Origin of the sequence: Shewanella sp. 1CM18E (genome assembly GCF_023161665.1) — a bacterium.
Taxonomy (GTDB): Bacteria; Pseudomonadota; Gammaproteobacteria; order Enterobacterales; family Shewanellaceae; genus Shewanella.
Map to the genome: position 1 here is coordinate 213573 of NZ_JALNTW010000004.1, position 14504 is coordinate 228076.

Below are 14504 nucleotides of genomic sequence, written 5' to 3' on the forward strand. Positions count from 1 at the left end.
GCCAAACAATTTACGCCTAGCAATATAACAAGAACACTAAGCTTACGCTTAACGCTTAACGACTGCCGCCGTCATGCGCGAAATACAGCAGAGCTCACCTGCACTATTATGGATCAGCACTTCCCACACCGAGCTGCGCTTGCCCAAATGAATAGGTTTCGCCGTTGCCGTCAACAGGCCATTACGTGAAGCTTTGAGATGATTAGCATTGATCTCTTGGCCAACGCAGTAGTAGTTTTCAAAGTCGACTGCAAAGTTTGCCGCATAGCTAGCAACCGTTTCAGCCAACGCGACATTTGCGCCACCATGCACTATCCCTAGAGGGTTATGTATCGCAGGCGTTGCAGGCATAGTCGCTACCATATAGTCATCACCAATCTCGGTAATAGTAATCCCCATGGTTTGCATCAAGGTGCCTTTGCCGTGCATTCCGGCATCCATCTTAGCGCAGATCTCAAGCGTTACAGGCTTAAACCAAATCGACATTTCTTTTTCCAAAAATACTATTAGTGCAACTAGTCTACTTTGTCTGCAAAGATCTTTAAACCTATCAAAATCTTGCTTGGCTATTTTAGCTTAAGAGTTGGAATATAGAGTTGAAATAAAAAGTAATAGGGATATAGGCAGGATAGATATCATGTAATGAACAGAAACAATTCAGCCCAAACAGCAGATTTGCTACTTGGGCTGAATTGGCGCGCGACTAGGCTTAGTATTTTTTGTTGATAACGCTGGGCGTCCAACTTAATGTGCCTAGCCGCGGCCATAGGGTAAAACGTTACACTTACAACAGATCACTATCTAATGGCGCGCAAAATACTTTAATAAGCTTAAGCAACCATTAATATTGATTAAAGTAAGTCTTCTACCGCATCTAGAGTAAGCTTGATCATGTCATTCAGCGTTTGCTGACGCTCTTCAGCAGTCAAATGCAAACCTTGGCGAATGTGGTCCGTTACTGTCATCATCGCCAATGCCTTAGCGCCATATTCAGTCGCAACACCGTATAAACCAGCCGCTTCCATTTCGACGCCTAAGATGCCGTACTTTTCCATTAGGTCGTAACGTTCTTCATCAGCGCTATAGAATAGATCTGAAGAGTAAAGGTTACCGACATGGTAGTTAGCGCCTAGCTTTTCAGCTGAATCAGCAGCACGCTTAAGTAGGTTAAAGTCAGCAATCATTGCAAAGTCAGTGTGTGCAAAGCGAGTTCTGTTTACTGCAGAATCAGTACTTGCGCCCATTGCCATAACAACGTCCATTAACTTGATGTTATCGCTGATAGCGCCACAAGAACCGATGCGAACGATATTCTCAACGCCGTATTCAGTGATCAGCTCTTTAGCGTAGATAGAGATAGATGGAATACCCATGCCAGAACCCATAACAGAGATCTTCTTGCCTTTGTACTCACCGGTGTAGCCCAACATATTACGTACGTCTGTAATCAATACAGCGTTTTCTAAGAAGTTGTCAGCAATGTATTTAGCACGCAGTGGATCACCAGGCATTAATACTGTTTTAGCGAAAGCACCGTTTTCGGCATTGATATGTGGAGTCATGATATTTCCTTAAAAAAATTGAGTAGTTGTTTGCGCTAATAATACCAATCAGTATAAGAATTTAATCTACTCAGAGCGGTTTTTGGCAAACTAATTCAAGGCGAATAGCTGCAATAATGGTTATTCCCTTATCAAGCTATTCAACGCAGAAGTAGGCAGCCAAAAGCGCTCCAGAATGGCGAGTTTTAGCGATTCTGATGCTGTGTTAACGAGCTTGAACGTAGAGCAACTATGCTCTTCACTCGTTGCCTTGCCTCAAAACCGCTAAACTCTCGCTGAGTGACTAAATGTTTATACTGATTGGTATAAACACCTACTCATGATAAAAATTACAATTTCAAACCAGAGTGGTTAACCCGCTAAGCTGTATAGCAAACCTGCAATGGTACCGCTCATTAAGTTAGCTAGAGCTGCAGCGATTAGGGCTTTCATACCTAGAGCGCTTAAGTCTTGACGACGCTCAGGGCAAAGCGCTGCTAAACCACCAATAACCATGGCTAATGAACCAATATTAGCGAAACCACACAGGGCAAAACTAATAATAATTTGCGTCTTTTCAGATAGCTGATCTGCCACTTTTAAGAAGTCGATATAAGCAACAAACTCGTTGATAACCATCTTTTGGCCAATAAACGATGCCGCTTGAGTCGCTTCGCTCCAAGGTACACCCATCACCCAAGCAAGCGGTGCAAGTAAGTAACCTAAGATAGCTTGCATGGTTAGGCCTTCAATACCGAACCAACCACCAATACCACCTAACATGCCGTTCACCATAGCGATTAGCGCTACGAATGCTAACAACAAGGCTGATACAGACATGACTTGCTGCATACCCATTGCGGCACCGCCAGCGGCTGCATCAAGCACGTTAGCTGGCTTGTCTTCCACATCGTCCATCACTTTCTTGATATCGTTTTGTGGCGTTTCAGTTTCTGGCCACATTAGTTTGGCAAACAATAAACCAGCAGGAGCAGTCATAAACGCTGCGGTTAGCACGTATTTAACGTCAACACCCATCTGGATATAACCAATCATGGTGCCGCCAGCAACCGATGCTAAACCGCCCGTCATCACTGCGAATAACTCAGAGCGAGTCATGTGTTTTACGAAAGGACGCACCATTGATGGCGCTTCAATTGGACCAACAAAAATGTTAGCCGTTGCCGATAATGATTCTGCACGGCTTGAGCCCAGCAGCTTAGATAAGCCGCCACCGATAAGGCCAATAACCATCTGCATAATGCCAAGGTAATAAAGTACGGCAATTAATGCGCTAATAAAGACCACAACAAATAGCACGTTAATCACAAAGATAAAGCCAACACCAAATTTTGCTAAGTCGCCAAATAAGAAGGTTAAACCTTCGTTAGCATAGCCAATAACATGCATTACGCCGTTTGATGCGCCATCTAGCACTGCTTGACCCATTGGCACATACATAACAAATGCACCAAAGGCGACTTGAAACGCAAGTGCACCTAATACTGTTCTAAGGTTAATTGCTTTTCTATTTTCTGATAAGGCTACTGCCAGTCCCATTAGACACAGCATACCGAACAAACTGATGAAAACTTCCATAACTTTATTACCATTTAAATCTTGATGTGTCCGCAGTGTATACAGGCAAAAGTTTGCTGCAAGGAGTTAACTAGGATTTGCTGCAGATAATTTGGAATTTTGTCGAGTTCGCACTTCACTGAATGCGAAGCAAGTAAAAATCGCACAAAAGTAAACATTAGCAAAACAAAAATTAGACACAAAGCCAACTGCCGAGCCAAATAAAGCCACAACAGATTACATTTAAAGTGATTTACAAAAGGGGAAGGACAAACAATTTTAGCGCTCTAAAACAGCCGGAAACCGATCAAATAGCTACAGTTTTGTAATTTTACAACTTAAATAAACGACCCTAAACTTAGGTTATTCATGCTTAACAGCTGTTTTAGGCATTCTTACTGCGATTCGTCATTATTAACTGCGCTAGATTAACCATAAATTAAATCAGCATACAAAGAGCATCACCCCAGGCTAGCAGCTTTAGTTGATGGCTATTTAAGTTAAGGCTCTAATTGCATAGCGCTATAACCAAGCGAGTTATAGCTTTCCAAGGTCAATTTTTAATAAAGCCTTTTCTGTGGACTCATTTTTTAATCGAAGTGTTTTTAATGAGTCAGTGCAAATAAATCTAAGTGACTCTGAAATGATTGTGCCCAACGCAACAACTCGACTCGATTACGAGCTTGGGTCTTTCTAAAAATCGAGGAAATGTGTGCTTTAACCGTGTGCTCACTAATGCTGAGCTTATTGGCGATCTCTTTATTACGCGCACCACTAGACACTAACTGAATAATGGTCTTTTCACGGTTTGTCAGTACTTCTAAGGTTTCAGCGCTCTCGGTAGTTAAGTCTTGAGAAACTTCAACCTTACTCACTAAATGACGAAATACTTTGCTTAGCAAAGGTCTATCAAACCAAAGCTCATCGGCCAACATCTTGCGTAATCCGGTAAGCAATAGATCCATGCGCTCCTCAAGAAACAGTAAGCCACAAAAGCCGCCTAATAATGCTGCTTCACCATTTAAACGCTCGCGTTCAACCTCATATAAGGCAACAGGTACATGCTTAACGAGTTGAGTCGCCACTAGAGGAATACCATTATTATCTAACGCAGCACCTTGCTGAGACACGAGGTAAAAGCAGCGTTTATTGGTATCAGTTTCTAACTGCTCAATATCCGAGACAACCCGTGTTTTTAGTCCTATAGAATCTGCAAGAATAGCTAAATGGCAAGGGGAAGCCACTTGATGAAGGAAGACTATTTCGTCAATTTTACTCATCACTTTTCTCCCTGAAAAGTTATGCCTGTCCGCTAAACAAAACAAAAGCTAATGTAGTTATTGCTGCAATAGCAGCTTACACCTGCAATATGTCGACTCGATAACGGAGATGACTTCGGCATTATTAAATATTTATGCAGACCGCATCATGCGATCCGCCAAAAACAGCGAGAGTATACAGAGTTTATTCACCCTCTGCTGCATTTGAGTGGTTTAACCTGTTAGCTTAATGTTAACTCTGCTGAGCTAGTTTTACACTCAATTGCTTGTCATGCAAATGTCCGAGCAGTAACACTGAGGCGATTGCGCCTATCAATGCCATTGCCATGTCAGACTGCGTGTCCCAAACATACCCTTGAGTACCTAAAAAGGCTTCGGCATCTTCACCGGTTAGCTCTGCAACCCACCACTCAATCAGCTCGTAAAAGGCTGAAAATGCCAATGCAAAACAAACAGCTAAGAAGTTACACCAAGCCCCGACCTTAACCACATTAAGACGAATAAACACTTCACGCGCTAACAATGCCGGGATAAAACCTTGAGCTAAATGGCCAACCTTATCGTAATTGTTACGATCACCACCGGTCCAATCTGCGATCCAGTCAAATAACGGCACTTCAGCATAGGTGTAATGCCCGCCGACCATTAAGATCACGCAATGCACTAAGACCAAACCATAAGCTAAACTGGTGAGCGCAAAACTTTTACGGGTAAGGATTAGTATTGGCAAGGCAATAATCGCCGGCGCCACTTCTAAAAACCAAGTAAATTGGTCTTTAGGATTAATCCCTGACCAAATCAATACAGCGAAGAATATCACTAGCCACACAGTGCTTTTATTCAAAATAACTCCCTCATATACCATATTGTTCTAAATTACGAATAAACACTTTAGCCATCTAGCCCTCCACAGCAACCAAAAAAAGTGCTACTTTGTTACCTCTGTTACGCTTTCGAACTCTCGAAGCAAATTTCGGTTGTCGAGGCTTTACAGTCCTTAGTACATTGACAGTCTATACCCAAACCACTCCTACAACGTAGAGTTTAGTCGGCTCTGCGGTGGCATTAAGTATACATAATACATATAAACTAAAAGGGTACATAAATCATGGCGAAACATTCGCTGGACAAGGATAAAATTAAGATCCTGCTGTTGGAAGGCGTCCACCAATCTGCGGTAGATGTGTTTGAACGTGCTGGTTACACTAATATTGAATATCACAAAGCATCACTTGCTGAAGATGAACTTCATGCGGCCGTTAAAGATGCGCATTTCATTGGTATTCGATCCCGTACCCAATTGACTGAAGATGTCTTGTCCCGCGCTGAAAAACTAGTTGGTATTGGCTGTTTCTGTATTGGTACCAACCAAGTTAGCTTAAAAGCTGCTGAAAAACTGGGGATCCCAGTGTTTAACGCACCTTTCTCAAACACTCGTAGTGTGGCTGAATTGGTATTGGGCGAAATCATTATGTTGCTACGTGGTATTCCGCAGCGCAACGCCCTAGCCCACCGCGGCGGTTGGCTAAAAAGCGCCTCTGGCAGCTATGAAGCTCGCGGCAAAACTTTAGGTGTTATCGGTTACGGCCATATTGGTACTCAGTTAGGTATTTTGGCTGAAACACTAGGTATGCGAGTGATTTTCTTCGATATCGAAGACAAGCTACCGTTAGGTAACGCCCAGCAAGTGCATTCACTGCAGCAACTGCTTTCATTGGCAGATGTAGTGAGCCTACACGTACCAGAAACACCACAAACCAAAGAGATGATTGGTCATGAAGAACTTGCCTTTATGCGTAAAGGTAGCATCTTGATTAACGCATCTCGCGGTACCGTAGTCGATATTGATGCATTAGCGGCATCACTTAAAGAAGAGCATCTTGCAGGTGCGGCAATCGACGTGTTCCCGGTTGAACCTAAGTCAAATGATGATGAGTTTATCAGCCCACTGCGCGGCTTAGATAACGTGTTACTGACTCCTCATGTGGGTGGCAGCACAGCTGAAGCCCAAGAGAACATCGGTATTGAGGTTGCTGGTAAGCTTGCGAAGTACTCTGATAATGGTTCGACCATGACAGCAGTTAACTTCCCTGAAGTATCGCTGGCGCAACATACAGGCACATCTCGCTTGTTGCATATTCACCACAACCGCCCTGGTATTCTAATCAAGATTAACTCGGCGTTTGCAGAGAAAGGCATCAACATTGCTGCTCAGTATCTACAAACTACCGCTGAAATTGGTTATGTAGTGATGGAAGTCGACTCAGATCAAGCTGATGAAGCCTTAGTTGAAATGCAGGCAATTGAAGGGACGATTAGAACCCGTTTACTTCACTGATTGAAGCTATAAACCTGGTGAGTTAGCACCAAGCTAATAGCACGTAAAATAAGGCCGTATAAATCAGTTTATACGGCCTTTGTTTTTATCTACTGCGACACAAATTGTTTGAGCTACTGCGCTTGCACGCTTGGAAATTAGCGGTACAATCATTGTCCTTACTTGATTTAATTCTTGGACTCTCAGATGACGCTGTCAACTTCTCAGCCTACTTGGTCTCTTAACGACCCACAGCCAGAACTGCTTTTTGCTGAACTTTCACACTTAGGCTTAATGTCTGTCACAGGTGAGCAAGGTCGCAGCTTTATTCACGGCCAAGTGACCACCGATATTAGCTCACTTGAAAATGACCAATGGCGCTGGGGCGCACATTGTGATCCTAAGGGTAAGATGTTGGCGACCTTTAGAACCTTTGCCAAAGATGACACCCTGTTTCTACTGATGCCAAAAGACACCTTGGCATTAGACCTACCACAACTGCAAAAGTACGCGGTATTTAGCAAAGCGGAGCTCACTGATGTTAGTGATGCTTGGTTATTACTCGGTGTGGCCGGCGAGCAAGCTCAAGCTTGGCTAACCACACAGTTTGGTGAGCTTAATGCTGAACTAACCTTGATTGATAATGGCGCGATTATTCATGATAACGGTCGTTATATCTTGGCTATCGACCAAGCACATGCTGATGCATTAGTGGCTAAAATCGAGCAACCTATCTTTGATGCAAGCGCATGGCAAGCACTGGAGATTTTAGCGGGTTACCCAAATATTGCCGCAGCCCACCAAGGTCAATTTGTACCGCAAATGTGTAACGTGCAGGCAGTTAACGGTATTAGCTTTAAAAAAGGCTGTTACATGGGCCAAGAAACCGTTGCCCGTATGAAGTATCGCGGCGGTAATAAGCGTGCCCTTTATATTGTAACTGGTCAGGTATCGTTACCATTAACCAGTGAAAGCCAGCTTGAAATTGCGTTAGAGGATGATGCAGGCTACCGCCGAGCTGGAAGCATTATCGAAAGCACTCAGCGTGATGGCCAAGTATTGCTAACTGCCGTATTGGCTAACGACACAGAGCTTGATGCAAAGCTTAGAATTGCCGGTGATGAAGCTTCAACGTTAAGTCTTATCGCACTGCCATACTCGCTAGAAGAACAAGACTAAGCTGCAGTTAATACCAGACTTCTGTTAGTTAATAAAAAAGGCGCTTAATGCGCCTTTTTGCTAACTCATACAAAGTTATGCCGATTCAGTAATGCCACTACGTATTTTCGCCATAGCTATCACGAATTTTTATCGCTTCGTCTACAACTTGCTTAAAATGCACCACCAGCTCTGGATCAAAGTGTTTGCCTGATTCACTCTCAATTAGCGCAACGGTTTCTGCAACTGACCAGGCTTTTTTATAAGGCCGGATTGAGGTTAATGCATCAAACACATCGGCAATAGCAATAATGCGTCCCTCTATCGGAATATCTGTGCCAGCTAAGCCATGTGGGTAGCCACTGCCGTCCCATTTTTCATGGTGACTAATTGCGATTCTACGCGCCATTTCAAGCAGCGGATCTGAGTGTTCACCAATAATTTCAGCGCCAATTTCAGCGTGGCGTTGCATCTCCTGCCACTCATCTTCATTAAGCTTATCTGGCTTTTTCAAAATAGAATCTGGCGTACCAATTTTACCTATATCGTGCATAGGGGCTGCGTTATAAATTAGCTCGCAGTATTGCGCGGGTAAGCCGGACTCAATAGCCAGCAGGCGAGCATAATGACTCATCCTTACCACGTGTAAACCTGTTTCATTGTCTTTATATTCTGCCGCACGACCAAGGCGACGAATAATCTCAAAGCGAGTTTCTTCAAGCTCTTTAGTGCGCGCCTTAACTTCCTGCTCAAGTAAGCGTTTTTGATCATACAAGGCCAAGTGCGTTTTCACCCGAGCTTTGACCACTGGTGCACTAACAGGTTTAGTAATGTAGTCCACAGCGCCTAACTCAAAGCCTTGAGTTTCATCTGAAACATCACTCAGTGCGGTAACAAAGATAACGGGGATGTGGCAGGTTAATGGTTCAAGTTTAAGCCGCTTACACACTTCATAGCCATTCATGCCAGGCATCATCACATCCAGCAATATGATATCTGGCAATGTTTTTACCGCGAGTGCTAAGGCTTTAGGTCCGTCTATAGCCACTTTCACTTTATAACTGGGCGCTAATATCCCCACCAAAATATCAATATTTTCTGGTGTGTCATCAACAACTAAAACAGTGGCTTTCTCCATTAACCTCGCTCTCCTTGATAGCGCAACCCTTTAGACTAAAAACCTTTCATTCAAAGCCAGTTACTTATCTAGTATAGCCAAGCAAAGTTTCTCAGTAGGCAAATCTTTAATGTCAGCTTTAAACGACTATGCTCACTCATTAGCCTTACCTCGCGCTTTAAATAACACTTCAATCAGCTCTGCGGCCTCATCAAATTGATAGCTATTAACCATGCTGACTGCAGGGCTCATTTTTTGCCATAACGACTCTGGTACATAATTGCGAATCGTGTGCATTTGCTCCACAGCATCGGCATCCGCCTCCTCTAACATCTGCAATAAGCGAGCGATAGCTTCACTCAATTCAGACTCAGACATAAGCGTTTCATTTGCAGAGGGCTCAACCGAGCCTTGCTCTTGCTTTAACCTTGCACTCCACGCTTCAATGGCGTTACAAACCGATTCAATAAGCACTGATAACTCTGTCAGTTCGCTACCAACATCTGCTGTGGCCGACGCTATTAACTTAGCTTCTATTCCCCGTGCAAGCTCAGCTAACGGCGCTGAATACAAGTTGCCAGCAACGCCTTTTAAGGTATGAGCATAACGAATAGCATCACCGACTTGAGCTTGGGCTAACGCTTGCTCAATTTGGGCTGCTATATCTTTTTGACCAGAGTAAAAACGCTCAAATATCCGCCTATAAAGACGCACTGAGTTCTGTACCAGTTGTAGCCCCTTATCAACATCAATCGCTTCATGAGCAGGCCAAAAATTAATGTCTTCGATTGCCTCATTTTCTATAGGTTCAGCAGAAACCTCCGCATTCGTGTCGTCAGCTAAATAGTGCAACAAAGTGGTATATAACAGTGATACTTCTATGGGTTTAGCGATATGGTCATTCATCCCCGCGCGCAAACACATATCGCGATCACCCGCCATGGCATTGGCAGTCATAGCGATAACAGGTAAATCTGATAGGCCAGGTAGTTTTCTTAGGGCTTGCGTTGCTTGATAGCCATCCATAACTGGCATTTGGCAATCCATTAAGACGAGGTCAAAACTCTGTAACGCCAATTTCTCCAGTGCCACCTGACCATTTTCAGCAATCGATAACACTATGCCAACTTGCTCTAAAAACTCGCTGGCAACCTCTTGGTTCATGTCGTTATCTTCAACTAATAACACCCGCTTGCCCTTTAATTGCCCCAGCAGCTCTTTACTTACCTCTACCCCGCTGCGCCTAACCGGCATGGCCCCGTTTTTTCCCAAAGATGACATGATGCCGTCAAGTAAGCGTGAGGCGCTAATAGGTTTAGTGATATAGCCGGCAATACCACTGTTGGCGACTTGCTCGGTAAACTCGCTATTGGCATGGGCCGAAACAATAAGAATTTTAGGTGGATTATTATGGCTAGATAAGATTTTTTGCGCCGCTTCCAGCCCATCCATCTCTGGCATTAGCCAATCGATAAGCGCGACGGGATAGTCTTGATTCTGGCAACGCTCGACCGCCTCTGCGCCGCTTTTAACAACATCAACTTCAAAGCCCATATTGTCTAAAGTCGTGCGCAATATATCTCGCGCAGTGGCGTTATCATCGGCCACTAAAATGCGCATCCCTTCGACCTCTTGCTTAACTCTTAATAATTTTTTGTCGGCAACATTGAGCTCCACGGTAAAGTAAAAAGTACTGCCGTAACCAAACTGACTATCCACGCCGATTTCACCGCCCATTAGCTCGACTAGCTGCTTGCTAATCGCTAGCCCCAACCCTGTGCCGCCATAACGGCGTGTAGTAGAAGTGTCAGCTTGGCTAAATGACTTAAACAGTTTGTTGCGCTGCTCTTCCATTAAGCCAATGCCACTATCACGCACACTAAACTTGAGCATAATATGATTGTCGACTTGCTCTAGCTGGCTTATCGATAGCAGCACTTCACCTTGCTCAGTGAACTTAATCGCGTTGTTCATTAAGTTGATCAGTACTTGGCTTAAGCGCAGTGGGTCCCCTTTAAGATGCCTTGGAATATTAGGCGCTACCGCAAACAGCAACTCTAATTGTTTATCGGCTGCTTTGGTTGAGAACATATCACTAAGATCTTCAAGCATGGTATCGAGCTGAAATGGCACAGACTCGATATCAAGTTTGCCAGCTTCAATCTTAGAAAAATCAAGAATATCGTTAATGATCCCCAGCAGCGACTTAGAAGCTCTATCAATTTTTTGCACATAGTTTTGCTGTTTAGCATCAAGCTCTGTCTGCAAACAAAGCTGAGACATACCAATAATGGCATTCATTGGTGTGCGAATTTCATGGGACATATTTGCTAAGAAGTCACTCTTAGCTTGATTGGCAGCATCAGCGCTATCTTTCGCCTCGGTAAGCTCTTGAGAAAGGTGCTTTAATGAGGTGATGTTAGCCATGGATAACACTACCGAGTTAAGCTCACCTTGGGAGTTTTGTAATCGCGTTAAGGTTAAATCCATCCACATGCATTCAGATGCATGGTTAACTAGACGCACTTCGCAGGTTAAACAATCATTGCCGTTAACAGTCAGCTCTTTAAACAAGGCTCTTGTGGCATCGCGATCTGCATCAAATTGATAATCAAAGAAAGAGCGGCCTCTTACCTGTTCTGTTGTGCACTGCATATATTGACTAAATTGCTCATTGCAATCTAGTACCATGCCGTGCTCGTCGACGTTGACAATGCCGATGCCGGCGTTATCAAACAGCGCTCTAAAGTGGGCTTCCCTGTCTTCTAAGTCCTTATCGATTTGTTTACGGTCAGTAATATCCATTAGATAGCCGTTCCAGATAATACAGCCATCATCTTGTAAGTCACCATGAGCGCCAGCTTGTAGCCAGCGAATATCGCCTATTGGGTGGCGATACCTAAACTCTTCAGTCCACTGCAGTCCTTTACTGCTCTTGCCCGACAATGCCTCAATAATATGAGATCGCTCTTCACTGACAATGCACTCAGCCACTCGGTCAAAATTATTGAGCACTTCATCACGGTGAAACCCTAAAGTGGCAATGCAAGCACTAGATAAAAAGGTAAATGTACGCTCGGTATTGCTGCACCAATGCATTTGATACACGGTACTTGGAATGGATTCGGTAATCGTTTCGAGTTGCTGCTGAGACTGCGCGATCTCCTCTTGCGCAATTTTACTGCTGGTGATGTCATTAATACTGCCATCAAACCAAAGAGCGACAGCATTATCATCATAAATCGCTTTGCCTTTTTCATGCACCCAATGAATGCTGCCATCACGATGTTTAATACGATATTGCACTTCAAAACTCTTTTGCTCTAAAAGGGCCTCTTCAATAGTCTGTCGCGCGAAATCGCTGTCCTGCTCCAATATTAAGCTGGCATAACTGCGGCTGGTATTTTCGATAAAATCAGAAGCAGGAAAGCCAGTAATATCGCTGATATTATCGCTGACATATTCCATCAGCCAAGACTCGCCAATTCGTGTGCGATACACAGCCCCGGGAATATTGGTCACTAGGCCGCGAAAGCGGTTTTCACTGTCTTTAATTCGTTGCGCTGTGGCTAACTCCAACGTCATGTCGCGCACAGTTGCTGCAACCTGTCGCTTACCCTCTTCATCTTCTGGCAATAACCCAAGACTAATCTCTACCGGAAACTCACTTCCATCAGCCTTAATTGCCATTAAAGTTGCGCCCATGCCGGCGCCCATTTTGCGATCACGCCCTTCTGCCACAAACTTGGCTCGCTGCGCAGCATGGCCTCCTCGATGCGCTTCTGGCACCAACTCATCCACTGTCATGGTTTTCATCTGCGCTTCGTCATAACCAAACAGCAACTGACAACGGCTATTGCTAAAAATTAACTGGCCAGACTCATCGACAATTAACATCGCCTCAGGCGCTGACTCCAATACCGCATTTGACCAAGCAGCTGCAGAGAACTGCTCACTGACATCATTAAATAACATCTCAACCGACAATAGCTCTTGTCGATCTGACAGCAGTGGCTGCATAAACACATCTAAATGGCGGATTGCACCATTAGCGTCGAGCATCTCAATTTGATGGGGCGGCACATTTTCGCCTTTTAATGCCTTATCCATGTATTGCCAATTGAGTTCATTGATTGGGTTATCTGAAAACATGCGCTGATATTTGCGCTTGAGTAACTCAGGCGATACGCCAAGCACCTTTTCAACTCCTTCGCTAACTCTAACAATCTCGCCATTTGCGCCTAAAGAGCAATAAAACGACTTATCGCTCATGCCATCAATTAACTTAGCGAAACGGTTTCCACGAGAATCTAGCAACGCCGCTTCTCGCTGCGCTAGTACCTCAGCCATGTCATTAAACTTATCGGTTAGGGTGACGATTTCACTGGCAGCGCCTTTGGGCTTTGCTAACTGTTTAGCATCGCCGGCGCCAAATGCCATAATGCCAGATTCAAGTTCTTCAATAGGGCGAGTTAATCGGCTTGCTGTTACATAGCCGGTCAAAAACAATATGATAGAGAACAGCGCTAAATTAAGCGCTAGGGTTAAAAAGCCTTTTAGAAACTCATTATGCAGCTCTTGCTCAGGCGTCATGATAATCACCCGCCAATTAAGCACAGGCACCACGGCAACGCTTGCAAGATAACGCTCACCAAAGCTGTCTTCTATGTGGGTAAATCCTGATTGCCCCTGACGTGCTAATTCGAGAAAACGTTGATTACTCCTGGAGGGAGACAGCCACTTTTCACCGCTATGTTGTAGTAATAGGCTGCGGTTATGATGGTAAATTAGCTGTTCTCGGTCATTGATAATCACCAAACGCTTTGCTGCTATCCCCACCATGCTAGGTAGGTTGTTGAGACCTAAATCAACGGTTACTACGCCATCAAAAGCAGCAGGCTGACCAAAGGGCAATGAATAGCTGATCATCATGACATCGCTTGCGCCCTCATCAAGGTAAGGCTCTGACCAAAAACCATTTTGGTTAACGATGGCTTTGCTCCACCAGTCCCATTCGCCATTGGTATAGTCATAACTGTCGACACCGATATCAAGTGACTCTATCTGACCATCGTTACGGTATACATAAGGCGCATAGAGCTCACGATCTTCAATAAAAAAGCGTTGGAAGGCGATAGCACTACCATAATAATCCGGGTGTCTGTCTAAGCGTCGAGTCAGTATGTCATGCAGTTTATTCTTATCAGCAAGTAATTGCTGTTTATCCGCTTGAGCCAAAAAGTCTGCAATTGAGGCGGTGTTAGTTTCAGCTCCTTGTAAAAAATGTTGAATACGCAAGGCAACGTTTTCAGCTTTTTGACCAAGGTGAGTGTAAATATCACGCTCTTCAGCCTGATAATTAAACCAAGCATTCACGCTAAAAACGACGGCCATTATCGCAATTAACGGCAGCGCCATTTGCGTTAAAATTCGGCTACGAAAGGTTCGAAGTCTGCTCATATCCATTTTCCACAGGGCTAAGTTTATTGTTGTAGCAGTTAAGGCTTTAGTGG

The 14504-nt window shown here is 44.2% G+C and carries 9 protein-coding genes; 2 read left to right on the forward strand and 7 right to left on the reverse strand.

The genetic code is table 11. From position 1 onward, the window contains the following. Positions 1-48 precede the first annotated feature (48 nt). The 5 genes from MSG37_RS08190 to MSG37_RS08210 form a co-directional block, all read right to left on the reverse strand. A complete protein-coding gene (locus MSG37_RS08190; protein WP_248470103.1) occupies positions 49-486 on the reverse strand; it encodes a PaaI family thioesterase in 438 nt (145 codons plus the stop codon). 365 nt (positions 487-851) lie between these two features. Next, positions 852-1565 (reverse strand): purine-nucleoside phosphorylase, encoded by a 714-nt coding sequence (gene deoD, locus MSG37_RS08195; protein ID WP_248470239.1) that lies wholly within the window; start codon positions 1563-1565, stop codon positions 852-854. A 348-nt stretch (positions 1566-1913) separates the two neighbouring features. Beyond that, positions 1914-3140, reverse strand: coding sequence for a NupC/NupG family nucleoside CNT transporter (locus MSG37_RS08200; RefSeq protein WP_248470104.1), 1227 nt, complete (start codon positions 3138-3140; stop codon positions 1914-1916). A gap of 584 nt (positions 3141-3724) precedes the next feature. Beyond that, the gene (locus MSG37_RS08205) at positions 3725-4399 is read right to left on the reverse strand and encodes a response regulator transcription factor (protein WP_248470105.1); all 675 of its coding nucleotides are present in this window, start codon (positions 4397-4399) and stop codon (positions 3725-3727) included. Between the two features lie 232 nt (positions 4400-4631). Further along, a complete protein-coding gene (locus MSG37_RS08210) occupies positions 4632-5243 on the reverse strand; it encodes a DUF2238 domain-containing protein (protein WP_248470107.1) in 612 nt (203 codons plus the stop codon). A gap of 264 nt (positions 5244-5507) precedes the next feature. On the opposite strand from MSG37_RS08210, the gene serA reads away from it, so the two are divergent. Then, positions 5508-6737, forward strand: a complete 1230-nt coding sequence (serA, locus tag MSG37_RS08215) for a phosphoglycerate dehydrogenase (RefSeq protein ID WP_248470108.1) — start codon at positions 5508-5510, stop codon at positions 6735-6737. Between the two features lie 186 nt (positions 6738-6923). Further along, a complete protein-coding gene (gene ygfZ / locus MSG37_RS08220) occupies positions 6924-7895 on the forward strand; it encodes a tRNA-modifying protein YgfZ (protein WP_248470109.1) in 972 nt (323 codons plus the stop codon). A 97-nt stretch (positions 7896-7992) separates the two neighbouring features. On the opposite strand, the gene MSG37_RS08225 is transcribed toward ygfZ, so the two are convergent. Beyond that, positions 7993-9012 carry a two-component system response regulator gene (locus MSG37_RS08225; protein WP_248470110.1) on the reverse strand — a complete coding sequence of 340 codons (1020 nt, stop codon included), beginning with the start codon at positions 9010-9012 and terminating at the stop codon, positions 7993-7995. Between the two features lie 132 nt (positions 9013-9144). After that, complete coding sequence (locus tag MSG37_RS08230; RefSeq protein WP_248470240.1) at positions 9145-14457, reverse strand: PAS domain S-box protein; 5313 nt, start codon at positions 14455-14457, stop codon at positions 9145-9147. Between the last annotated feature and the right edge of the window lie 47 nt (positions 14458-14504).

Excerpts from the sequence above, each read along its gene's own strand:
- ygfZ (WP_248470109.1), top strand. The coding sequence starts at position 6,924 with ATGACGCTGTCAACTTCTCAGCCTACTTGGTCTCTTAACGACCCACAG.
- serA (WP_248470108.1), top strand. The coding sequence starts at position 5,508 with ATGGCGAAACATTCGCTGGACAAGGATAAAATTAAGATCCTGCTGTTG.
- MSG37_RS08230 (WP_248470240.1), bottom strand. The coding sequence starts at position 14,457 with ATGGATATGAGCAGACTTCGAACCTTTCGTAGCCGAATTTTAACGCAA.
- MSG37_RS08200 (WP_248470104.1), bottom strand. The coding sequence starts at position 3,140 with ATGGAAGTTTTCATCAGTTTGTTCGGTATGCTGTGTCTAATGGGACTG.
- MSG37_RS08205 (WP_248470105.1), bottom strand. The coding sequence starts at position 4,399 with ATGAGTAAAATTGACGAAATAGTCTTCCTTCATCAAGTGGCTTCCCCT.
- MSG37_RS08225 (WP_248470110.1), bottom strand. The coding sequence starts at position 9,012 with ATGGAGAAAGCCACTGTTTTAGTTGTTGATGACACACCAGAAAATATT.
- MSG37_RS08190 (WP_248470103.1), bottom strand. The coding sequence starts at position 486 with ATGTCGATTTGGTTTAAGCCTGTAACGCTTGAGATCTGCGCTAAGATG.